The organism is Aquamicrobium sp. YD-1-mutant5 (genome assembly GCF_059509755.1).
The window spans coordinates 283,113-305,461 of record NZ_JCAKKP010000002.1 but is presented as its reverse complement, the minus strand read 5'-3'; the positions used below and the strand labels follow the sequence as shown (position 1 = coordinate 305,461).

General features: G+C 65.5%; 18 protein-coding genes. 10 read left to right on the top strand and 8 right to left on the bottom strand.

Annotated features, from left to right (window positions below):
- Window positions 1–55: 55 nt before the first annotated feature.
- Window positions 56–1,162, bottom strand: a complete 1,107-nt coding sequence (locus AC5XE7_RS04000) for a GntR family transcriptional regulator (RefSeq protein ID WP_495364899.1) — start codon at window positions 1,160–1,162, stop codon at window positions 56–58.
- Between the two features lie 256 nt (window positions 1,163–1,418).
- Between AC5XE7_RS04000 and AC5XE7_RS03995 the strand changes: the two genes are divergently transcribed.
- On the top strand, window positions 1,419–2,399 hold the full coding sequence (locus AC5XE7_RS03995; RefSeq protein WP_495364898.1) for a glucokinase: 981 nt from the start codon (window positions 1,419–1,421) through the stop codon (window positions 2,397–2,399).
- A gap of 165 nt (window positions 2,400–2,564) precedes the next feature.
- Here the strand turns inward: AC5XE7_RS03995 and pta are convergent, their stop codons facing one another.
- The 5 genes from pta to AC5XE7_RS03970 form a co-directional block, all read right to left on the bottom strand.
- The gene (gene pta / locus AC5XE7_RS03990) at window positions 2,565–3,575 is read right to left on the bottom strand and encodes a phosphate acetyltransferase (RefSeq protein ID WP_495364897.1); all 1,011 of its coding nucleotides are present in this window, start codon (window positions 3,573–3,575) and stop codon (window positions 2,565–2,567) included.
- Window positions 3,575–4,618 (bottom strand): YeiH family protein, encoded by a 1,044-nt coding sequence (locus AC5XE7_RS03985; RefSeq protein WP_495364896.1) that lies wholly within the window; start codon window positions 4,616–4,618, stop codon window positions 3,575–3,577. The genes pta and AC5XE7_RS03985 overlap by 1 nt, the downstream gene beginning before the upstream one ends.
- Before the next feature lie 78 nt (window positions 4,619–4,696).
- Window positions 4,697–6,472, bottom strand: coding sequence for a sulfoacetaldehyde acetyltransferase (gene xsc / locus AC5XE7_RS03980; RefSeq protein ID WP_495364895.1), 1,776 nt, complete (start codon window positions 6,470–6,472; stop codon window positions 4,697–4,699).
- A gap of 60 nt (window positions 6,473–6,532) precedes the next feature.
- A complete protein-coding gene (locus AC5XE7_RS03975; RefSeq protein ID WP_495364894.1) occupies window positions 6,533–7,933 on the bottom strand; it encodes an NAD(P)/FAD-dependent oxidoreductase in 1,401 nt (466 codons plus the stop codon).
- Window positions 7,934–7,966: 33 nt separating this feature from the next.
- Complete coding sequence (locus AC5XE7_RS03970) at window positions 7,967–8,356, bottom strand: nuclear transport factor 2 family protein (protein WP_183832215.1); 390 nt, start codon at window positions 8,354–8,356, stop codon at window positions 7,967–7,969.
- 237 nt (window positions 8,357–8,593) lie between these two features.
- Between AC5XE7_RS03970 and pdxR the strand changes: the two genes are divergently transcribed.
- Window positions 8,594–10,087 (top strand): MocR-like pyridoxine biosynthesis transcription factor PdxR, encoded by a 1,494-nt coding sequence (gene pdxR, locus AC5XE7_RS03965; RefSeq protein ID WP_495364893.1) that lies wholly within the window; start codon window positions 8,594–8,596, stop codon window positions 10,085–10,087.
- A gap of 166 nt (window positions 10,088–10,253) precedes the next feature.
- Here pdxR and AC5XE7_RS03960 read toward each other — a convergent pair whose 3' ends face one another.
- Entirely contained in the window at window positions 10,254–11,630 is a 1,377-nt protein-coding gene (locus AC5XE7_RS03960; RefSeq protein WP_495364892.1) for an esterase-like activity of phytase family protein, read from the bottom strand.
- A gap of 242 nt (window positions 11,631–11,872) precedes the next feature.
- Between AC5XE7_RS03960 and AC5XE7_RS03955 the strand changes: the two genes are divergently transcribed.
- Window positions 11,873–12,457, top strand: coding sequence for a rhodanese-like domain-containing protein (locus AC5XE7_RS03955; RefSeq protein ID WP_239801608.1), 585 nt, complete (start codon window positions 11,873–11,875; stop codon window positions 12,455–12,457).
- An 87-nt stretch (window positions 12,458–12,544) separates the two neighbouring features.
- Window positions 12,545–12,919 (top strand): ArsR/SmtB family transcription factor, encoded by a 375-nt coding sequence (locus AC5XE7_RS03950; RefSeq protein WP_183832211.1) that lies wholly within the window; start codon window positions 12,545–12,547, stop codon window positions 12,917–12,919.
- A gap of 170 nt (window positions 12,920–13,089) precedes the next feature.
- On the opposite strand, the gene fghA is transcribed toward AC5XE7_RS03950, so the two are convergent.
- Window positions 13,090–13,923 carry an S-formylglutathione hydrolase gene (fghA, locus tag AC5XE7_RS03945; RefSeq protein WP_495364948.1) on the bottom strand — a complete coding sequence of 278 codons (834 nt, stop codon included), beginning with the start codon at window positions 13,921–13,923 and terminating at the stop codon, window positions 13,090–13,092.
- A gap of 473 nt (window positions 13,924–14,396) precedes the next feature.
- On the opposite strand from fghA, the gene ahpC reads away from it, so the two are divergent.
- From ahpC to AC5XE7_RS03915, 6 genes are all read left to right on the top strand, one after another.
- Window positions 14,397–14,960: an alkyl hydroperoxide reductase subunit C gene (gene ahpC, locus AC5XE7_RS03940; RefSeq protein WP_239801606.1), complete on the top strand. Its 564-nt coding sequence runs from the start codon at window positions 14,397–14,399 to the stop codon at window positions 14,958–14,960.
- 111 nt (window positions 14,961–15,071) lie between these two features.
- A complete protein-coding gene (gene ahpF, locus AC5XE7_RS03935) occupies window positions 15,072–16,640 on the top strand; it encodes an alkyl hydroperoxide reductase subunit F (RefSeq protein ID WP_495364891.1) in 1,569 nt (522 codons plus the stop codon).
- 28 nt (window positions 16,641–16,668) lie between these two features.
- Entirely contained in the window at window positions 16,669–17,586 is a 918-nt protein-coding gene (locus AC5XE7_RS03930) for a LysR substrate-binding domain-containing protein (protein WP_495364890.1), read from the top strand.
- Between the two features lie 128 nt (window positions 17,587–17,714).
- A complete protein-coding gene (locus tag AC5XE7_RS03925) occupies window positions 17,715–18,569 on the top strand; it encodes a branched-chain amino acid aminotransferase (protein WP_495364889.1) in 855 nt (284 codons plus the stop codon).
- Window positions 18,570–18,678: 109 nt separating this feature from the next.
- Complete coding sequence (locus tag AC5XE7_RS03920) at window positions 18,679–20,088, top strand: sigma-54-dependent transcriptional regulator (protein ID WP_495364888.1); 1,410 nt, start codon at window positions 18,679–18,681, stop codon at window positions 20,086–20,088.
- A 91-nt stretch (window positions 20,089–20,179) separates the two neighbouring features.
- The gene (locus tag AC5XE7_RS03915) at window positions 20,180–22,180 is read left to right on the top strand and encodes a sensor histidine kinase (protein WP_495364946.1); all 2,001 of its coding nucleotides are present in this window, start codon (window positions 20,180–20,182) and stop codon (window positions 22,178–22,180) included.
- Window positions 22,181–22,349: the final 169 nt, after the last annotated feature.

Here is a 22,349-nt window from a genome sequence, read left to right as displayed (position 1 = left end):
TATCTTTCCGCAAAAATGGCCACGATATACAAGGCCTTTCCGCAAGCTCGAACACTTACGAAATCCGCACAGCCTCCCCCGTGCTCTCGCGGATTGTCTGGGCGCATGCGAGATAGACGATCTGCGGGGGCGTTTCGGGGGTTTCGAGGCGGCGGCGGATGACTTCCACGAGGCGGCTGGCGCCTTCGAGATAGGAGCTTCCGGCGATGCTCATGGTGCCGAAATGCTCGGTCGGCACGTCATGGTGGCCGAGGATGAAGACGGCCAGATCGCGCGGCCAGTCGATGCCCAGACCATCCAGACAATGCCGGATGCCGAAGGAATCGGAGAGGCCGAGCGTGATCATGGCGCTGAAGGGCAGGCGGCCTTCGCCATCCATCAGCTCCGACAGCGCCCGGCGCAGCGCCTCGCCCACCGAATGGGTGGGATTGTGGACGCCGCCCAGCATGATGGTGCGCATATCCCGCCACTGGCCGTTCTCGCGCCCGGCGCGGTCGAAGGCGCGCCGCACGGTGAGGATCGGCTGGGCCATCGAATCCAGCGACACCAGCGCCACCGAACGGTGCCCGAGGCCGGCCAGATGCGCCATCGCCATGTCCAGCGCATCCTCCCAGTCGGTGCCGACGCGGTCGATGTCGACGCCCGAGACGGTGTGGCCGTCGACCACCAGCGCGCGCGCCTTGCCCTGCAACAGGCTGAGCAGCCGGATCGGGATGCTTTCATAATGCGATTGCAGGATGGCCGCGTCGAAATTGGGGATCGAGGTGAGGATCTCCAGCAGATGCCCCGTATTGTGGTAGGAGATCTGCACCACCTTGCTGCCGGTGCGCGACAGCTCTTCCACGATATGGTTCTGCACCAGCATGCAGCGCTCGTTGAGGCTGGCGTTGGACAGGATCAGCAGGCTTTCCAGCCGGTCGCCACGCGGGCCGTCGTCCCCGACCACATGGGCGCCGTTCTTCACCACATAGGTGCCGCGACCGACCTGCGAGGTGAGCAGGCCCGCCTCGCGCAACTGGCCGAGGGCTTCCTGCACCGTGGCCTGGCTGACGCGGTGGGTGCGCATCAGCTCGCGCACCGTCGGCAGCCGTGCGCCGTCATCGAGGCGCGCGATCAGCTCGCGCAGTTCATTCAGGACTACATTTCCGGATGCGGCTCGCAATGCTCGTGCCTCGACCTGTCGATTGCGCCGTCGATTCGCCGATAAGGGCGGCTCAGGGCGGAATACAATTTGAATTCGCGCTGTGCAATCCGGCCAGATTTGACCAAAGACCGCGCCACCACGAACATTCCAGCTGAGTGAGCCTTAGCATATAAAAATACAAATTGAACTTTACAATTTATACGCGGAAGTTATCTTCCCGACAAAATCAGCTTCATCCGGTCCATTTTCACAAAAACAGGGTAACCGACGCATCATGAACGCACTTGCCTGTGACGTCGGCGGCACCAACACGCGCATGGGGCTGGTGCGCGACGGCCTGCTTCTGGCCGACAGCGTGGCCATCTACCGCAACGACGATTTTTCCGATTTCTACGCGGTCGCGACGGCCTATCTGGCGCGCACCGGCCTGGCGGCGGTGGACACGGTGTGCATCGCGCTGGCCTCGGTGGCGACAGCCGAAGGCGCGACACTGACCAATCGCGACTGGACCATTTCCCGCAGCCAGGTGCTCGCCACCTGCGGGGCGGCGCGTGTGGGCTTCATCAACGATTTCGAGGCGCTGGGCTTTTCGCTCGGGCAGGCGGCAAGGCTGGAGACGACCTGCCTGACCGGGGGCCTGACGAAAGGGGCGGGCGCGAACGAGGGCGCACCGCGTCTGGTGATGGGGGCCGGCACCGGCTTCAACGCCGCCGCCTGGTGCCCGTCGCGCTTCGGCGGGGCGCCGCATGTGGTAGCAGCCGAATGCGGGCACATGACGCTGGCGCTGGCCGGCGAAGACGAGTTCTCGCTGCAACAGGCCCTGTCGCGCATCAATGGCCGCGCCTCGGTGGAGCGCGCCCTTTCCGGCAACGGGCTGGTGGCGATCTACAACTGGGTGTGCGCGCGCCACGGCGTCGAGGCGCGCTTCAGCCACGGCGCCGAGATTTCCAGCCGCGCGGTGGAGCGCAGCGATGCGCTCTGCGTGGAAGCGGCGGAGATGTTCATGCATCTGCTTGGCCGCGTCGCCGGCGATCTGGCGCTGGCCTATCTGCCCTATGACGGCATCTATCTTTCCGGCGGCGTGACGCGGGCGCTCGGCCCACTGCTCGAAAGCGAGCCGGCATTTTTGCGCGCCTTCACGGCCAAGGGCCGCATGGCCGAGCTGATGGAGCAGTTTTCCATCCATCTGCTCAGCGACGACGCCAGCGCCCTGCATGGCTGCGCCGAATGGGTGCGGCTGTCTTCCGCCGCCTGAGCGGTCGGCACATTTCCCGCCGGGATCGTATCGTTCGCGTTTGCGCATGAGGCACCCGAACCCCTAACTCCCCATGGGAGAGGAGGGATTCCGGGAATCCAGCGGTCCACGCCCCCTTGTGGCCCTCGTGGGGAAGGCAAGGGTGGGGGGCTATCAGAGGTAGCGCTACGTGGTCATTTCCGCCTGCGAAGCCTGCACGCCGGTGACCGCGATCATGTTGTAGGCGTCGTCGGCGCTGCATCCCCTCGAGAGGTCGTTGGCGGGTTTGGCCAGACCCTGAAGAACGGGACCGATGGCTTCGGCCCCGCCGATGCGCTGGGCGATCTTGTAGCCGATATTGGCGGCGTCCAGATTGGGAAACACGAAGACGTTGGCCTGCCCGTGCAGGGCGGAGTTTGGGGCCTTGGCGGCGCTGACCGCTTCCACGAAGGCAGCGTCGAACTGCAATTCGCCGTCGATGAGAAGATCGGGTGCTGCGGCGCGGGCAAGCCGCGTCGCCTCCACCACCTTCGACACCCGCTCATGGGCGGCACTGCCGCCGGTCGAAAAGGACAGCATGGCGACACGCGCCGTCTCGCCGGTCAGCGCCTCGCAGGAGCGGGCGGAGGCCAGCGCAATGTCGGCAAGGGCGGCGGCATCCGGATCGACGACCAGCCCGCAATCGGCGAACACGAAAGCGCCCTTCTTCTGATGGTGCGGCTGGCACAGCATCATCAGGAAGAAGGAGGAGACGATGGCGACGCCCGGCGCGCGGCCGATGGCCTGCAACGCGGCGCGTACCGTATCGGCGGTGGTGGCGACGGCCCCGCCCACCGTGCCGTCGGCCTCGCCCTCGCGCACCATCATCGCGGCGAAGAGCAGCGGGGAGCGCAGCGCCTGCAGGGCCGCCTGCGCATCGACGCCCTTGCCGCTGCGCAGCTCATGCCAGCTTGCGGCGAGGGGCTGTGTCAGCGCGGAGGTTTCGGGGTCCTCGATGCGGAAGCGGGCAGGGTCGGCCCCGCAGGCGGCAAGCTGCGCCTCGACCTGCGCCCGCGCGCCGACGAGCACGATGTCGGCGATGCCGTCATTCACGGCGCGGACGGCGGCCGCGGCGATGCGCGGGTCCTCGCCCTCGGAGAGCACGATGCGCTTATGCGCCCGTTTCGCGGCCTCGACGATGCGTTCCAGCGGCTTCATCACACATGTCCCAGATAATAGATGCCGGCGAGGATGAAGAGGCCGATGAACAGGGTTTCGGCGACGATCAGCACCACCGCGTCACCACCCACCTCCAGCACGCGGCCCAGCGATGTCTTCATGCCCACCGCGACGATGCCGGCCAGCAGGGCCCAGCGCGACAGATCGGAAGCGGGCCCGGAAACGGCCGCGGGAACGAAGCCGAGGGAGTTGAGCGCCGCCAGCGCCAGAAAGGCCAGCACGAAGCCGGGCAGCAGCGGCGGGCGGGCGGCCTTGCCGGAAGCGGCTTCCATGCCTTGCCCGACATTGCGGGTGGCGAGCGCGAACACGATCACCACCGGGGCCAGCATGGTCACGCGGATGAGCTTGACCAGTGTCGCCGTCTCGCCCGCTTCCGGCGATACGGAAAAGCCCGCGCCCACCACCTGAGCCACATCGTGGATGGTGCCGCCGAAAAAGATGCCGGTGGCGCGCGCGTCGAGGCCGAGCGACTGGGCCAGGATCGGATAGAAGATCATGGCGACCGTGGACAGCACCGTCACCGACAGCACGGTGAAGATCAGGTTGCGCTCGGAGAACTCGTTTTTCGGCAGCACGGCGGCGATCGCCATGGCAGCGGAGGCGCCGCAGATCGCGACCGCGCCGCTGGTCAAGAGCGCCAGCCGCCAGCCGCGCCCCAGAAGCCGGGCCGCGGCGAGCCCGAAACCGACCGTTGCCGCGATCGCCAGCACCAGAAGCAGGATGGTGCCGGCTCCGAGCCCCAGCAGAAGCTCGACGCTGATGCGCATGCCGAGCAGCGCCACGCCAAGCCGCAGCACGGTGCGCGCGCACAGCTCGATGCCCGGCCCGCAGCGCCCCTCTTCCGACAGGAAGTGGAAGGCGATGCCGAGCAGCAGCGCCATCAGCATGGCCGGCGCGCCGTAGTGGTCAGACAGGAACTGGGCGGCGATGGCGACGGCCACGACCACGGCCACGCCGGGCCACACTCTGCCGAACGCCGGGGGCAGGCTTCGGAGGCGTTCTTGCGCCGGCGCGATGCTCATGGTCCTGCCTCCTCCCCGATCCGCATCACCGATGATGGCCGGCCCCCGCACTTTGACGGAGGCGCTGGCCGCGTTGCCTCAGACGGGTTGCTGCGCCTGCATGTCGGCCTTGTCGACGCCGGCCACGGGCACCGGCTTCTTCATGGCGTCGCGGCGGAAGGGCTCGCCCAGTTCCTGATTGAGCACCACCTCGATGAAGGTGGTGACGCCTGTGGCCTGCGCCTCGCAGGCGGCGCGGATGGCTTCCGTCACCTTCTGCGGCGTATCGGCCATCACGCCCTTGAACCCGCAGGCCTCCGCCACCTTCGCGTAGCTGAAATTGCGGTTCAGCTCGGTGCCGACGAAGTTGTTGTCGTACCAGAGCGTGGTGTTGCGCTTTTCCGCACCCCACTGGTAGTTGCGGAACACCACCATGGTGATCGCCGGCCACTCCTCGCGCCCGATCGAGGTCATCTCGTTCATCGAGATGCCGAAGGCGCCGTCGCCGGCAAACCCCACCACCGGCACGTCCGGGCAGCCGATCTTGGCCCCGATGATCGACGGAAAGGCGTATCCGCAGGGACCGAACATGCCCGGCGCCAGATATTTGCGCCCCTCGCCGAAGGAGGGATAGGCATTGCCGATGGCGCAGTTGTTGCCGATGTCGGTGGACATGATGGCGTTTGCCGGCATGCCCGCCTGAATGGCCCGCCATGCCTGGCGCGGCGACATCAGCCCCGCATCGCGCACCCGCGCCTCCTCGTTCCAGCTGGTGCCCGGATCGTCGTCCTCATGGTCCATGGAGGAGAGCAGCTGGAGCCATGCCGAGCGGGTCTGGTGGATGGCCGCCTTGCGCGCCTCGCGGCCATCGTCGCCGGCCGAAGGCGAAAGCTGATCGAGGATCTGGCGCGCCACCTGTTTCGCGTCGCCGCAGATGCCGACGCTGATCTTCTTGGTCAGGCCGATGCGGTCGGGGTTGATGTCGACCTGAATGATCTGCGCATCCTTCGGCCAGTAGTCGATGCCGTAGCCGGGCAGGGTCGAGAAGGGGTTTAGGCGGGTACCGAGCGCCAGCACCACGTCGGCCTTCGAGATCAGCTCCATCGCCGCCTTCGAGCCGTTGTAGCCGAGCGGGCCGACGGCAAGGCGGTGGTCTCCGGGGAAGGCGTCGTTGTGCTGGTAGCCGCAGCACACCGGCGCATCGAGCCGCTCGGCAAGGGCGACGGAATCCGCGATCGCCCCGCCGATGACCACGCCGGCCCCGTTGAGGATGACCGGGAATTTCGCCGCCGACAGAAGCTTCGCCGCCTCGGCGATCGCTTCCCGGCCGCCTGCCGGGCGCTCCAGCCGAACGATCTGCGGCAGCTCCACGTCGATGACATGGGTCCAGTAATCGCGCGGGATGTTGATCTGGGCGGGCGCCGAGCCGCGCCAGGCCTTCTCGATCACCCGGTTCAGCACCTCGGGGATGCGCGAGGGATCGCGCACCTCTTCCTGATAGCACACCATGTCCTCGAACAGCGCCATCTGCGGCACTTCCTGAAAGCCGCCCTGACCCATGGTGCGGTTGGCCGCCTGCGGGGTGACCAGCACCATCGGCGTGTGGTTCCAGTAGGCGGTCTTGACCGCCGTGACGAAGCCGGTGACGCCCGGCCCGTTCTGGGCAATGGCCATCGCCATCTTGCCCGTCGCCCGCGCATAGCCGTCGGCGATCAGTCCCGCATTGGTCTCGTGCGCGCAATCCCAGAAGCTGATGCCGGCCTTCGGAAACAGGTCCGAAACCGGCATCATGGCAGAGCCAATGATGCCGAACGCATGCTCGATGCCATGCATCTGGAGGACCTTCACAAAGGCTTCTTCGGTCGTCATCTTCATTGTCGTGTTCCCTTTCATGTCATTGTTGGGCGCGGGAGGGGCCGCTGGCTGAAGCAACGCTCACAGCAATTCGTCGCGCAGGTGATACCAGTGGTAGAGGGCGCGCTGGCCCATGCGCCGGAACGGCGTCAGCAGCCCATGATGGGGCAGCGCCGAGGTGAAGATCGGCAGGTCCAGCCCTTCCCCCTTGCCGGCGACCATCTGCGCCAGCCGGCGGCCGGCCTGCGCGGAATACATCACCCCGTTGCCGCCATAGCCCATGGCGTAGAAGAGGCTTTGCGCCGGATCGGGCTGCGCGATGCGCGGCATCATGTCGTGGCTGACATCGACCCAGCCCCACCATGAATACTCGACCTCGATGCCCTTCAGCGACGGGAATTTCCGCGCCATGCCGGCCAGCAGCAGGTCGAGGTGCTTCCGGTTGGTCGCATCCGCCCCCGTGATGGCGCTGCGCGAGCCGATCTGGAAGCGGTTGTCGGGCATCAGCCGGTAATAGTGGCGCAACGTGCGCGTGTCGGTGAGCGGGATCTTCGTGCGGAAATTCAGCGCGGCGACTTCCTGCTCGCTGAGCGGCCTCGTGACGATGGAGTTGGACAGGACCGGCATCAGCCGGTGCTTCGTCAGCGGATGCAGGCCGGGCGAGGTATAGCCGGCGGTGGCGAAGGCGACGGCGCGGGCGCGCACCGTGCCGCCGGGCGTCGCCAGATAATGAAAACCGTCGCGCCGGCTGTAGCCGATGACCGGGCTGTCGGTGTGAACTTTCGCGCCCAGCTTGCGGGCGAGCTTCAGGTAGCCGAAGGCGAGCTTGCCGGCATGAACGCCCATGCCGTCCGGCTCGTACATCGCGCCCCGCGCTTCCGCGTCGCGCACGAAATCGCGGTGGACCTCGTCGCGGCCGAGAATGCGGGTGGGATAGCCGAACACCTCGTTGAGCAGCTTCGATTCCTTCTCAAGCCCCGGCATCATCTTGTCGCGATGGGCGATGTAGAGATGGCCGCCATCCTGCGGCAGGCAGTCGATCTCCGGCTCGGCGATCAGGGCGCGGAACAGGTCAAAGCCCTCGGCGATCTCCCGGTGCAGCTTCTTCGCCACATCCACGCCCCAGCGCTCGATCCACTGCGAGCGCTTGAGGCGGCCGGCCGAAATCTGCGCCTGCCCGCCATTGCGGGTGGAGCAGCCCCACGCCACCCCGTTGGCTTCCAGAACGGTTGCCTTTATGCCGTGCTCGCGGGCCAGATGAATGGCGCAGGAAAGCCCCGTATAGCCCGAGCCCACCACCACGACATCGGCATCGATGTCGGCCCGCACCGGCCCGTCATCGGCCGGCGGCGCGCCTGCCGTGCCGATCCAGTAGGTCGGCGCATAGTCGCGGCCATGGCCGGGATCGGGCGCCACGACCGGATCGTAGGTGGGATCATAGGGCTTGCGGGCTTGCCCGCTTTCGATTGCCTGATGCTGCATGGCTGAAAATCCTGCGCCCGGAGGGGCTTGCTTTCACGCGGCGATGAGCGGCCGCTGCTTGCGGAAGGCCTGCTTCCTCACGATCCTGCCGTCACGCAGCGTGAACAGGTCGCAGCCTTCGGCCTCGACACGGCTGCCGTCTTCGTTGGTGCCGGTGAAGGTCCATTCCGAAACGGCACGGTCGCCATGGACGAAGTGGCTGTGATGGTCCCAGCGCGCATCCTTCATCGCCGCCCATACGCCCGAAAACGCCGCCGCGATGGCCGGCGCGCCCTCGATGCGCGTGCCCCAGGCCTCGGCGCCGCCGATGGTGTCGAACACGCAGTCGGGCGCGAACCAGGCCATGATCCCGTCGATGTCGTGCCGGTTGAAGGCATCGAACAGCGCCGCGAGATCGGCTGCGGTGAGTTGCGGGGTGGTCATGTCAGTTCCTCCCGGCCGGGCAGTGCTTTTCCTGCCGCAGCCCATGCGTCATCGTGCGGGCGCGGAACGCCCGTCATTGCTGTTGGCGGAAGCTGCCGGAACCACCCGTCCGGGACGGAAATGATCGCAGCCGCTTCCCGTGTTCACTTTTGCGAATGAGGTGATGCTACGGGAGGAATGGCCCTTGCCTTATATCCAAATGGGAACTTCAATGAGTCCAATTGGGAGAGACAAGCATTGAGCCAGCAGATCGTATCCGAGACGATTTTCTTCATCGACCGCAAGTCGCGGTCGGGGTTGCAGAACCAGATCCGCGAGACGCTGGTTTCGGCGGTGCTGTCGGGCCGGCTGGTGCCGGGCGCGCGCCTGCCCTCGACGCGCAAGCTGGCCGATTACCTCAACATCTCGCGCATCACGGTGACGCTGGCCTATCAGGAGCTGGCCTCGCAGGGCTATCTGGAGGCGAGGGGCCGGAGCGCCTATTTCGTTGCCGACACCTCGCCCCAGGCCGGCCCCGGTTCCGGCGAGAGTGCGGCCGCCGAAAGCTCCGTGAACTGGCCGGCCAAGATCAAGGCCAGTTTCTCGATCGCCAAGCCCATCCGCAAGCCGCTGGACTGGCACCGCTTTCCCTTCCCCTTCCTCTACGGCCAGATGGACCCGACGCTGTTCGACCTCTCGGCATGGCGCGATTGCGCGCGGCGTGCGCTGGCGCGCGAGGATTTCGAGCTGATGGCCGGCGATTTTGCCGCCGCCGACGATGTGCAACTCGTCAACTACATATGCAGCCGCTCGCTGCCGAACCGCGGCATCAAGGCCAGCCCCGACGAGATACTGGTGACGGTGGGCGCCCAGAACGCGCTGTGGCTGACCATCCAGCTGATGCTCAAGCCGGGATCGGTGGCGGTGTGCGAAAATCCCTGCCATCCCGATCTGAGTGCGGCGCTGCATCTGAGCGGCGCCGACGTCATTGCCGTAGACGTCGACGAGGGCGGGCTGCGGCTGGATCTTTTGCCGGCAAAGCCGGACGTGGTGTTCGTCACGCCGAGCCACCATTCGCCGACCGCCGCCACCATGCCGATGGAGCGCCGGCTCGACCTTCTGGCCGAAGCGGAAAAGCGCGACTTCATCATCGTGGAGGACGACTACGAATTCGAGATGAGCTTTTTGAAGCCGCCATCGCCGGCGCTCAAGTCGCTCGACCGCAACGGGCGCGTGCTCTATGTCGGCTCCTTCTCGAAGTCGCTGTTTCCGGGGCTGAGGCTCGGCTATCTGGCGGCGCCCGCGCCGGTGATCCGCGAGGCGAGGGCTTTGCGCGCGCTGATGCTGCGCCATCCGCCGGGTCATCTTCAGCGCACGGTGTCCTACTTCCTGGCGCTCGGCCACTACGATGCGGTGATCCGCCGGATGCGGCTCGAATACCGCAAGCGCCATGAGGTGATGGCGGCAGCGCTGGAGCGGCACCGGCTCAAGATCGCCGGGGCTTCCGATTTCGGCGGCACCTCCTTCTGGATCGAGGGACCTCAGGGGCTCGACGCCGACCGGCTGATGAACGAGCTGCGGCAGGACGGCGTGCTGATCGAAACCGGCTCGCCCTTCTTCCCCGACATGGACGGCCCGTGCCGCTTCTTCCGCATGGGCTATTCCTCAATCCCCGCCGGCCGCATCGAGGAAGGTGTTGCCCGCACCGCCGCGCGCATCGCAGCGATCATGCAGGATCAGGCTGCGGCATAGGCAAGGGTAAGCATGCGGCAGACCAGAAAGGACAGGCGGCGGGGATAAGAACCCCCGCCGCCCGGTTGGCTGGAGCATTTCTGCTTTTCTGCGACGCCAGATGTTTCCACCCGGCTGCGAAATGCTCCAGCGGCACGTTCAGCGTGCCATGCGGACAGTGCCGCGCCTATTTCGCCGCGAGGAAATCCGCCACGTCGAGCAGGATGAACTCGTTGTTGGCGGCCTGACCGATGCGACGGCCCGCCGAGAAGGGCAGGTTGTTGTCGTTGGCGACCAGAATGTGGGTGTCGTCGTAGAGCATCACATCCTCGATGGTGAAGAAGGGGAAGGTGAACTTGCCCTTCAGGTCGCGCGCGGCATCGGTTTCCAGAATGGCCTTGCCGTCCGGGTCCTGAATGTCCATCAGGTCGATGTGGCCGATGCGGTGGATGAAGCCGTCGGCATGGATGCGGGCGGTGTCGACCAGCACGATGTTCTTCACCTTTGCCGGAACCGGATAGCAGGCGGACTTGTCGGCCGCGCCCTCGGCGCAGGCAAGGCTCGGATCGCCCTCGCCATTATCGCGCTCGATGACCAGCGCGCGACTGTCGTCGATGAAGTTGAAATCGCCGATCGCCGTCGCGCCCTCGGCGAGGCGGAACTTGTAGCTGTCGCCGGTCCAGCCGCTCTTGCCCGTATCGCCCTTGCCCGTATCAAAGGTCAGGACGCGCAGGAAGTCGCCTTCCGGCTTGCCGTCTTCACCGAGGATCGGCTTTTCCAGCATGGCCCACAAGAGATTGGTCTTCGGCTGAAGCGCCATGCCCTCATAGCCGCCGGAGCGCTGCACCTGAAAATCCTTGCCGGGCTGGGCGGGAACCACGGTGCCGGGCGTGTCGGGACCGGTCAGCGCCTTGCCGTCCAGCATGGTCTGGTGAACGTTCAGGACCCGGCCGTCGGCCGTGGCGTGGATGATGTAGGGGCCGAACTCGTCGCCGATCCAGACCTCGCCGTCGAGGACCTGGATGCTTTCCGGATCGAAATCCGCGCCGGTGAGATAGCGGCTGTCCGTGCCTTCATAGGCGATGCGGAACGGCACCTTGCGGTCGGGATCGCGCAGGAACACCGATTCGATGCGCTCCACCTTGCCGGTTTCGAAATCGGGTTTTACGCGATGGAAGAACAGGAGCGCGTCGGGGCTGTTGGCCTTGGTGCCGAAGCCGTTGTCGGTCAGCGTGTAGATGCTGCCGTCTTCGGCGCGGTTCATGGCGAAACCGGACAGACCCTGCACGGGCTGGCCGATGAAGGGCAGCGAAATGCCGGTCGGGTGGCTGCCATAGGCGGGGCCGACATCGCCCGGCACCGACATCACGTCATGGTTGCGCGTCTTGCCCGTGAACTTGCCCGAGATCCACGCGTCCCGCGGCGCATCGGCAGGCGGGGGAATGAGCGTGAACGCCGGCAGATAGGCATGGCCGGCAAGTTTGGCGGGGAAGGTTTCGGCGGCGGAAGCCGGCAGGTGAAAAGCCACCAGCGCGGCGGTGGCCAGAAGGGTCTTCTTGAACATGGAAGGGGTCCTCGAATTGCAGGAAGATGCCCCTTGCGCCTAGCGCGCGGCTGTGACGGTCACTTTTCACAATCGCGACGATCCCATGACGATCCCGTTCGCAATCCGGGGGCGATCCGAGACGCGGCCTCATCGGGCCGGCACCTTCCCCGGCTTTTGCGGCCTGCGCGCAAATCTTCCTTGGCAAGAAGCGTTATATATGTATGAATATAGATAATTCTATCTATCAAGGGAGACCCTCCGTGCGCCTGCTTGCCTTCGCTCTGTCCATATTCGCCTTTTTCTCCACGCAGGCGCTTGCCGTGACGGAGGCCGATCTGCCGAAGTCCAAGCACACGAAGCTTGGTCTCTACCTCACCCCTTCCGAAGCCCATGAGATGATCGGGCAGGACCCGGCAAAGGTGCTTTTCATCGATGTGCGCACGCCCGCAGAGATGAACTTCATCGGCATGCCGACCGAAGCCGATGCCAATGTTCCTTACATGCTGATGCCCGATTTCCCGGTGTGGGACGCGGAAAAGTCCAGTTTCAAGCTGGAACTGAACCCGGATTTCGTGCCCGCCGTCCGTGAGCGCCTGGAAAAGAAGGGGCTCGACCAGAACGCGAAGGTCATCGTCATGTGCCGCTCCGGCGACCGCAGCGCGGCTTCCGCCAACCTTTTGGCCGAGGCCGGCTTCACCAATGTCTACAGCATCGTCGAAGGCTTCGAGGGCGACATGGCCAAGGAAGGCCCCACTGCCGGCACCCGCAGCGTGAACGGCTGGAAGAATGCCGGCCTGCCATGGTCCTACAAGCTCGACCGCGAAAAGATGTACGGCCTGCAATAGGCCTTGTCGCTTCCATCCTTATATTCATTCAGATATAAGGATGGTTGCATGTTACCTCGACGGAACGCTTTCGCGCAGGGCCGGACCATGAAGATTGATCTCGATTCCATGCAGGCGGCGGCAGACTATGCCAGCGAGTTGCTGAAGGTGCTCGCCAACCGGCATCGCCTGATGATCCTGTGCATGCTGATGGAGGGCGAAAAATCCGTCGGCCAACTGGTGGAGCTGCTCGGCGTGCGCGATTCGACCGTCTCGCAGAACCTTGCCACGCTGCGCCGCTGCGGGCTGATCAGCGGCCGCCGCGATGGCCAGATGATCTGGTATCGCGTCGAAAGCAGCCCGGCGCGCGGGGTGCTGGAATCGCTCTACAGTTCGCTGTGCGAGCCCCAGCGGCAGCAGCCGAAAGCCAAAACGTTCACCGCCCCGCTCTCCATGTGGAGCACTGCTGCCCTGCGGGCCTGAACCGTGCGAGCCTGACCCGGGACGCATCCGCACAGATAAACGCAACGGATCGCGTTCCCCCGAGCGCCGGCGCGACGGCTTCATCTGTTGCGTCACACATGTCGCCCGCCACCACTTGTGGTTTCGGGCGACTTGTCTGTCTCGGGGGGGCCTGTCTCGGAAGCCGGAACTCAGCGAAGCCGGTCGGCGTGCCAGCGCAGATGATCGTCCATGAAGGTGGAGATGAAATTGTAGGAATGGTCGTAGCCGTCCTGCATGCGCAGCGTCAGCTCCATTCCGGCATCGCGGCAAGCCTTCTCGAGAAGCTGCGGGCGCAGGCCTTCCTCAAGGAAGGAGTCGGCCGTGCCCTGATCGACCAGCAATTCGGGGAACCGGCGGCCGTCGGCGATCAGCAGCGTCGCGTCATAGGCGCGCCATGCCGCCTCGTCGGCGCCGAGATATTTTTCCAGCGCCGGCCGCGACCAGCCCGCCGTCGAGGGCTGCGCGATCGGGGCGAAAGCGGTGCAGCTGCGATAGCGGCCGGGATTTTTCAGCGCGATGGTGATCGCGCCATGCCCGCCCATCGAATGGCCGAAAATGCCCTGCCTTTCCATGTCGGCGGGGAAGTTGGCGGCGATCAGCGCCGGCAGCTCCTCCGTGATATAGGAATACATGCGGTAGTTCTTCGCATAGGGCGCTTCGGTGGCATCCAGATAGAAGCCGGCGCCCGAGCCGAACTGCCAGTTGTCCTTTTCGTCCGGCACGCTCTCGCCGCGCGGGCTGGTGTCGGGGCACACCACGATCAGCCCAAGCTCCGCTGCAAGCCGGCGGTACTCGCCCTTGTCCATCACATTGGCATGGGTGCAGGTCAGTCCCGACAGATACCACAGGACCGGAACCGGCCCCTTTGCGGCCTGCGGCGGCACGAACACGGCAAAGGTCATGTCGCAGGCGCACGCCTCGGAAGCGTGCGAATAGACACCCTGAACGCCGCCATGCGACTTCGAGGTGGAAACAGTCTTCATCATGGCCGGAACTCCTCCGCGTTGACGGCCATGGCGCGGCGCGAACCGGTGCGTTCGCCTGTCGCGCCATCAGGCTTTGGGGTGATGGGCTTGCGCGGCAACTGACCCTACCGGCCCGCAAAGGTCAAGCCGCCGGAGGCAGCGAAGAAGGAAAGAAATTTTCCGGCAGACAATCTCGCAACTGCGAGAATTCCGATTCTTGCGGGCTCGTCTCATGTCCGGCCTGCAAACCCCGCCGGAGCCTGCCGTTCTGTTGAAAACACGAGCCAGAATGTCGCGGCATGGCAGCTATGCAAAATCGCAAGCCTCTGAAATTCGTGAAAAATCCGCCCGATTCCACGGCTTTTCAACGGATTGCGGCGGCTTTCCCCTTTCTGATAGACGAAATCTATCAATCCGGCGGGATCAATCGATTTTACGTGCTGCGGTGCAACATCTATATCCGGTGCCGAACCGTTCCAAAGGAGTGCACAGTGGCTATCATCAATTCGAAGATCAAACCCTTCATGGCGCAGGCCTACCGTCAGGGTAAGTTCATTTCCGTCAGCGAAGAGGATGTGCTGGGCAAGTGGGCGGTCTTCTTCTTCTACCCCGCCGACTTCACCTTCGTGTGCCCGACCGAGCTTGGCGACGTGGCCGACCATTATGACGAGCTGCAGAAGATGGGCGTCGAGGTCTACTCGGTATCGACCGACACCCACTTCACCCACAAGGCATGGCACGATTCTTCCGACACCATCGGCAAGATCAACTACACCATGATCGGCGACCCGAGCGGTGTCGTGACCAACAATTTCGGCGTCATGCGCGAAGGCCAGGGCCTCGCTGACCGCGCCACCTTCATCGTCGATCCCGATGGCGTGATCCAGGCCATGGAAATCACCGCCGAGGGCATCGGCCGCGATGCGTCCGACCTCGTGCGCAAGATCAAGGCCGCCCAGTATGTGCGCGCCCATCCGGGCGAGGTCTGCCCCGCCAAGTGGCAGGAAGGCGAGGCGACGCTCGCTCCTTCGCTCGACCTCGTCGGCAAGATCTGACCGCTTCGCGATGATGAAAAGCCGGGCTGCCCGCCTGACAGTGCGGCCCGGCCACCATGCAGGGCAAGCCGGCCCGGCTTTCCCGACACCAGAATTCCAAGGAGTGCAGCCATGCTCGACGCAAACCTGAAAACCCAGCTCAAGGGCTATCTCGAACGTCTGGTGCGCCCGGTCGAAATCGTCGCCTATGCCGGTGAGGATGCGAAGTCGCGCGACCTGCTGCAGCTTCTGGAACAGATCCGCGAGCAGTCGGACAGGATCACCGTGCGGCGCGGCGACGTGGCCGGCCAGCGCGTGCCCTCCTTCGCGCTCACCACGCCGGGCGAGGACATTCACCTCACCTTCGCCGGCATTCCGCTCGGCCATGAATTCACCTCGCTGGTGCTGGCGCTGTTGCAGGTCGGCGGCTATCCGCCCAAGGTCGAGCAGGCGCTGATCGACCAGATCCGCGCGCTGAAGGGCAATTTCCGCTTCGAGACCTATTTCTCGCTGTCGTGCCAGAACTGCCCCGACGTGGTGCAGGCGCTCAACCTCATGGCCGTGCTCAATCCGGGCATCGAGCATGTCGCCATCGATGGCGCGCTGTTCCAGTCTGAAGTGTCCGAGCGGCAGGTGATGTCGGTTCCGACCGTGTTCCTCAATGGCGAGACCTTCGGCGCGGGCCGCATGGGCGCCGAGGAGATCCTGGCGAAGATCGACACCGGCGCGGCCGACCGCGCTGTCGAGACGATCAACGCGCAGGAACCCTTCGAAGTGCTGATCGTCGGCGGCGGCCCGGCTGGTGCTGCGGCTGCCGTCTATGCCGCGCGCAAGGGCATCCGCACCGGCGTGGTGGCCGAGCGCTTCGGCGGGCAGGTGCTGGACACCATGTCGATCGAGAACCTCATTTCCGTGCCCCACACCGAAGGGCCGAAGCTTGCCCGCGCGCTGGAAGCCCATGTGCGCGAATATGATGCCGAGATCATCAACGGCCAGCAGGCGACCAAGCTGGAGCAGGTGGCGGACGGCTTCAGGGTCACGCTGGCCTCGGGCGCTTCGCTGACCGGCGCTTCGGTAGTTCTGTCCACCGGCGCACGCTGGCGGCGCATGGGCGTGCCGGGCGAGCAGGATTACGTCAACAAGGGCGTGGCCTTCTGCCCGCATTGCGACGGCCCGCTGTTCAAGGGCAAGCGCGTGGCGGTGATCGGCGGCGGCAACTCCGGCGTCGAGGCCGCGATCGACCTGGCCGGTCTGGTCGGCCATGTCACGCTGGTCGAGTTCGACAAGATGCTGCGCGCCGACGAGGTGCTGCAGCGCAAACTCAGGAGCCTGCCCAACGTCACCATCATCACCTCCGCCCGCACGACGGAAGTGAAGGGCGACGGCAAGCGCGTCACCGCCATTGCCTACGAGGACCGCACCAGTGGCGAAATCCGCGACATCGCGCTGGAAGGCGTGTTCGTGCAGATCGGCCTCGTGCCCAACACCGAGTGGCTGAAGGGCACGCTCGCGCTCGACGCGCGCGGCGAGATCATCGTCGACAGGCATGGCCAGACCTCGATCCCCGGCGTGTTCGCCGCTGGCGACTGCACGACCGCGCCCTACAAGCAGATCGTCATCGCCATGGGCGAGGGGGCGAGGGCATCGCTCGCCGCCTTCGACTACCTGATCCGCCTGCCGGCCGAAGAACAGGCTGCCTGAGGGCTTACGACTCGGGGTCCGACATGCGATGAACCTGCGCGAGCTGGAATATCTCGTTGCGCTGGCCGACCAGCGCAACTTCCACCGCGCCGCCGCAGCCTGCGGCGTCAGCCAGCCGACGCTGTCGGCGCAAATCCGCAAGCTGGAGCAGGAACTGGGCGTGGCGCTGTTCGAGCGCGCGCCGCGCCGGCTGATCCTCACGCAGGCCGGCGAAGCCGCCGTGCGCCGCGCCCGCACCGTGCTCGACGAGGTGGCGCAGCTGCGCGACGAGGCGGCGCGCCATTCCGCCGGCGCCACGCGGCGGCTGCATCTTGGCGTGTTTCCCACGCTTGGACCTTACCTTCTGCCGCATGTGGTGCCGCGCTTCATGCGCGCCTTTCCCGCCACCGAAATCCTGCTGACCGAGGAAAAGAGCAGCATTCTGCTGCGCCGCCTGATCGACGGCCAGATCGACGCGGTGCTGCTGGCGATGCCAGTCGAGGATGCGCATGTGACCGGGCGCAAGCTGTTCAGCGAACCGTTCCGGCTGGCCGTTCCGGCCTCCCATGCCCTTGCAGGGCGCAGCCCCGCGCCTGTCGATGCGCTTGCCAGCCAGAACCTGATGCTGCTGGAAGAGGGCCATTGCCTGCGCGACCAGGCGTTGAGCCTGTGCCGCCGCTACGGCGCGCGCGAATATGACGATTTCCGCGGCACCAGCCTCGAAACCCTGCGCCAGATGGTGATCGCCGGCATGGGCATGACGCTGCTGCCGCAGCTTGCCTGCACCGGCCATGCCACGTCGAAGGATATGGCGCTGCTGCCTCTGGAATCGGGCGACTTCCGGCGCGACATCGGCCTGTTCTGGCGCAAGACCAGCGGCGCCACCGACCTGATGGAACAGCTGGCGGCCACCATCACCACGGTCGCCGGCCAGCTGATCGGTCAGGGCGGCGCAGAAGCTGCATGATGACGCCCACAGCCATCCCGACGATCCGGTTGCCCGCATATGTCTGTCGAAAAAACGACATTTGCATTGGACGCAGCCGGCCGGCTGCGGATAGATTTCGCAAAATTTTCTAAGAACCGGGGTTTCCGATGGCGCAGGTTTCCAACCAATGGACGTGGTACAACAATAAATGGCACGAAGGGGATGTCCGCATTCTCGGTGCCGGCTCGCACGCGACATGGCTGGGCTCGCTGGTGTTCGATGGCGCGCGCCGCTTCGAAGGCGTCATGCCCGACCTCGACCTGCACTCCGAACGCGTCAACACCTCCGCCCGGGCGCTCGGCCTCCAGCCGACGCTCAGCGCCGAACGGATCATGGAACTGGTGCATGAGGGGCTGAAGCATTTCGCCGCCGATGCCGCCATCTACATCCGCCCGATGTACTGGGCTGAAGAGGGCGACGCAAGCGTGGTGGCGCTCGACCCCGCCTCCACCACCTTCGCGCTCTGTCTGGAAGAGCGGCCGATGGTCGAGCCCGGCGGCTTCACCATCACCACCACCACCTTCCGCCGCCCGACGATGGAAACCATGCCGGTCAACGCCAAGGCGGCCTGCCTCTATCCCAACAATGCCCGCATGCTGGCTCAGGCCCGCGCCGCCGGATTCGGCAATGCGCTGGTGTGCGACACGCTGGGCAATGTGGCCGAGCTTGCCACCTCCAACGTGTTCATGGCCCGCGACGGCGAGGTGTTTACCCCGGTTCCGAACGGAACCTTCCTCGACGGTATCACCCGCCAGCGCGTCATCCGCCTGCTGCGCGATGCCGGCGTCACGGTCCATGAAAAGACGCTGAGCGTTGACGACTTCCGCAAGGCCGACGAGATCTTCTCCAGCGGCAACATCACCAAGGTGATGCCGGTTCTGGGCTTCGACGACCGCAAGCTGGAATACGGCCCCTTCGCCCGCAAGGCGCGCCAGCTCTACTGGGACTGGGCGCACGCCTGACGGGCCGGGCGCGCTTCATCCGTAGCGTTATTCCAAATCCGAACAGGGGCTGTCTTTTCGTTGCCGAACCGCTAGGTTGGAACCGGACATTCACAGCGGCATTGGGAGGATGACAGTGCCCGCACATTCCGTGCACCGGCTAAGCGAACCCGATGGCGATCCCGAATTCGGTCCCTGGCTTGCACAGGCATCGATACTGGTCGTGGACGACGAACCCGGCATGCGCAATTTCCTTGTGCGCACGCTGGGTCCGCGCTGCAAGCGGCTGGAAGAGGCGGCCGACACGCAGGAAGCTACCGCCAAGCTCGACAAGCACCATTTCGACATCGTCATCCTCGACAACATCATGCCCGGCAAGAGCGGCGTGGAATGGCTGGCCGAGCAGCGCGCCATCGGCTTCTTCGCCGACACCATCCTGATGACGGCCTTCGCCGATCTCGAAACCGCTATTCAGGCGCTCAGGGCTGGTGCTGCCGATTTCGTGCTGAAACCTTTCCGCTCCAACCAGATCCTGAACGCCGTGGCGCGCTGCCTCGACCGGGTGCGGCTGCAGCGCGAAAATCAGGTGCTGCGCTACCAGCTGCGCGCCGCCGCCGACCAGATGCTGCTGCGCGACCGGCTGATCGGTGAGTCCGAAGCGATCATGCGGGTGCGCGAGACGATCACGCGCGTCGCCCCGCTGCCGACATCGGTGCTTCTGACCGGCGCTTCCGGCACCGGCAAGGAGGTTGCCGCCCGCTCGCTGCACTCGCTGTCGGACCGGGCCGACAAGCCCTTCGTGCCCGTCAATTGCGCCGCCATTCCGCCCGACATGATCGAAAGCGAACTGTTCGGCCACCTGAAAGGCGCCTTCACCGGCGCCGAGCGGGCGCGCGAGGGCATCTTCATGCATGCGCAGGAGGGCACGCTGTTTCTCGACGAGATCGGCGACCTGCCGCTGCCCATGCAAAGCAAGCTGTTGCGCGTGCTGGAGGACCGGCGCGTGCGGCCTGTCGGCTCGGAGCGCGAGGTGCCGGTCGATCTGCGCTTCGTGTTCGCCACCAATGCCGACCTTGAGCGGCTGGTGCAGCAGGGGCAGTTCCGGGCCGACCTCTATTTCCGCATCAACGTCATGCAGATCCACATGCCGCCGCTGAACGATCGCGGCAACGATGTGTATGATCTGGCTGAGCTGTTCATGCAGAAACTGTCGCGCCAGCTCGGCATGCCGCCGGTGCCGGTGGATGCCGCAGCGCGCGCCGCACTCGGCCGCTACGACTGGCCGGGCAATGTGCGCGAACTGCACAATCTGATCGAGCGCACGCTGATCCTCGGCCGGTTCCCGGTCGAGCATCTTGTGAACACGCGCCAGACGCCCGTCGACGCAGCCGATGCCGCAGCCGACAGCCTGGCGGATATGGAGCGCCGACATATTCTCGGCATGCTGCGCGAAACCGGCGGCAATCGCGACGAGGCGGCGCGCCGGCTCGGCGTTTCGCGCAAGACCATCGACCGCAAATGCGCGGCGTGGAATGTCTGACACGCAAGGGCCTTCACCGGACCAGAGCAAGCCGGACCAGAACGGGCCGGACCAGAACGGGCCGAGCCGAAGCGGGCCGCAACGCGGCCGGATGAGTGCGGCGCGATCGGTTCGCGTCCGGCTTCTGGCCATCGCGCTTCTGCCGACGCTGGTGCTTTTGCCGCTGCTTCTGGGCGTCACCATCCTGCGCTGGAATTCCAAGTTCGATGCCGCGCTGATCTCGAAGGTCAATGGCGATCTCACCATCGCGCATCAGTATCTGGAGCGGCTGCTGGAAAACACCGGCGAGCGCATGGCAGCCCTCAGCGGATCGGCGCGCTACCGCGACGCCGTTGAACCGCAGGCCCGGACGCCCGCCGTGTTGCGCGATCTGCTGGAAGAGCAGCGGCAGGCGCTGGGCTTCGACTTCCTTTATCTCGTCGACGAGCAGGGCAGGATCGCAGCGACCGCCCGCGACATGGCCTCAGGTGTGCCCCGCGCCGACTGGCCGATCATTCAGGGCGCGCTGGAAGGGCGGCCTTCCACCGCCATCGACATCTTTGAAAGTGCCGATCTGGCCGTATTCTCGCCGGCGCTTGTGGAACGGGTGCGCGTGGAACTGGTGCCGACGCCCAATGCCGTGCCGACCGACCGCGACGAGGAAACGCGCGGCATGGTGATCCATTCCGCCGGCCCGGCCCGGCTTGCCGACGGACGGCAGGGCGCGCTGGTGGGCGGGTTGCTGCTCAACCAGAATCTGGAATTCATCGATACGATCAACGATCTCGTCTACCGCGAAGCCAGCCTGCCCGAAGGCAGTCAGGGCACGGCCACGCTGTTCGTGGACGATGTGCGGGTGAGCACCAATGTGCGCCTGTTCGAGGGGCGGCGCGCGCTCGGCACCCGCGTTTCGGCCATCGTGCGCGCGGCGGTTCTGGACAAGGGCCGCACCTGGCTCGACAGCGCCTTCGTCGTCAACGACTGGTACATTTCCGCCTATGAGCCGGTGACCGACAGCTACGGCAACCGCGTCGGCATGCTCTATGTCGGTTTTCTGGAAGCGCCGTTCACGCAGGCCAAGCATGAAACGCTGATCACCATCCTTCTGGCCTTCCTTGCCATCACCGCCGTCAGCGTTCCGGTTTTCCTGCGCTGGGCGGGCTCCGTGTTCCTGCCGCTGGAGCGCATGACCGGCACCATCGCGCGGGTGGAAAGCGGCGACCTCGGCGCGCGCACCGGCGTTCGCCAGGCGCGCGACGAGATCGGCCGCGTCGCCATCCACCTCGACAATCTGCTCGACCAGTTGCAGGCGCGAGACGCCAGGCTGCGCGCCTGGAACGACGAGCTCAACATCCGCGTGGAGGAGCGCACCCGCGAGCTGGAGCTCGCCAACCGCCAGCTTGAGGCCACCACCCGCCAGCTCATCATGTCGGAGAAGCTGGCCGCCATCGGCGAGATCACCGCCGGCGTGGCGCATGAGATCAACAATCCCATCGCCGTCATGCAGGGCAATCTGGAAGTCATCCGCGCGGTGATGGGCGACAAGGCGCGCGAAGCCGGCACCGAGTTCAGGCTTCTGGACGAGCAGATTCACCGCATCAGCCAGATCGTCACCCGCCTGCTTCAGTTCGCCAAACCGGAGGAATATGCCGGCTATGTGGAGCGCCATGCGCCCGACGACGTGATCACCGATTGCCTGCCGCTGGTGCAGCACCTTCTGAACCGCAGCCGCGTCTCTCTCGAACGCCGGCAGCAGGCGCAGCGCATGGTGCTGATGAACCGCACCGAGCTGCAGCAGGTGCTCGTCAACCTCATCGTCAACGCGCTCCACGCCATGCCGGACGGCGGCAGGCTGACGCTGGCGACCCGGGACACTGAAATGGAGGGGCGCAGCGGCCTCACCATCACCGTGGCCGACACCGGCATCGGCATGTCGGCGGAAACGCTGCGCAAGGCCTTCGATCCCTTTTTCACCACCAAGCGCCGCGAAGGCACCGGCCTTGGCCTGTCGATCACCCGGAAGCTGATCGACCGTCAGGGCGGCAAGATCATGGTCGAAAGCGAACCCGGCAAAGGCACCGCCTTCATGATCTGGCTGCCCGAGGCGGACTGACTTCAATTCTGCGTGTGCGCCCGGCATGCTTCCTTGGTCGGATTTGCAAGTAACCGGACCGGAGGCTACACTCGAAGGAAGGGCCTGTGACGGCCCCTGAGGCACTGCCGGGCAGGGTGGAGGATGCCCGGAGAGGAACAGGCCTCGGAACAATGCGCTGATGCGTAAC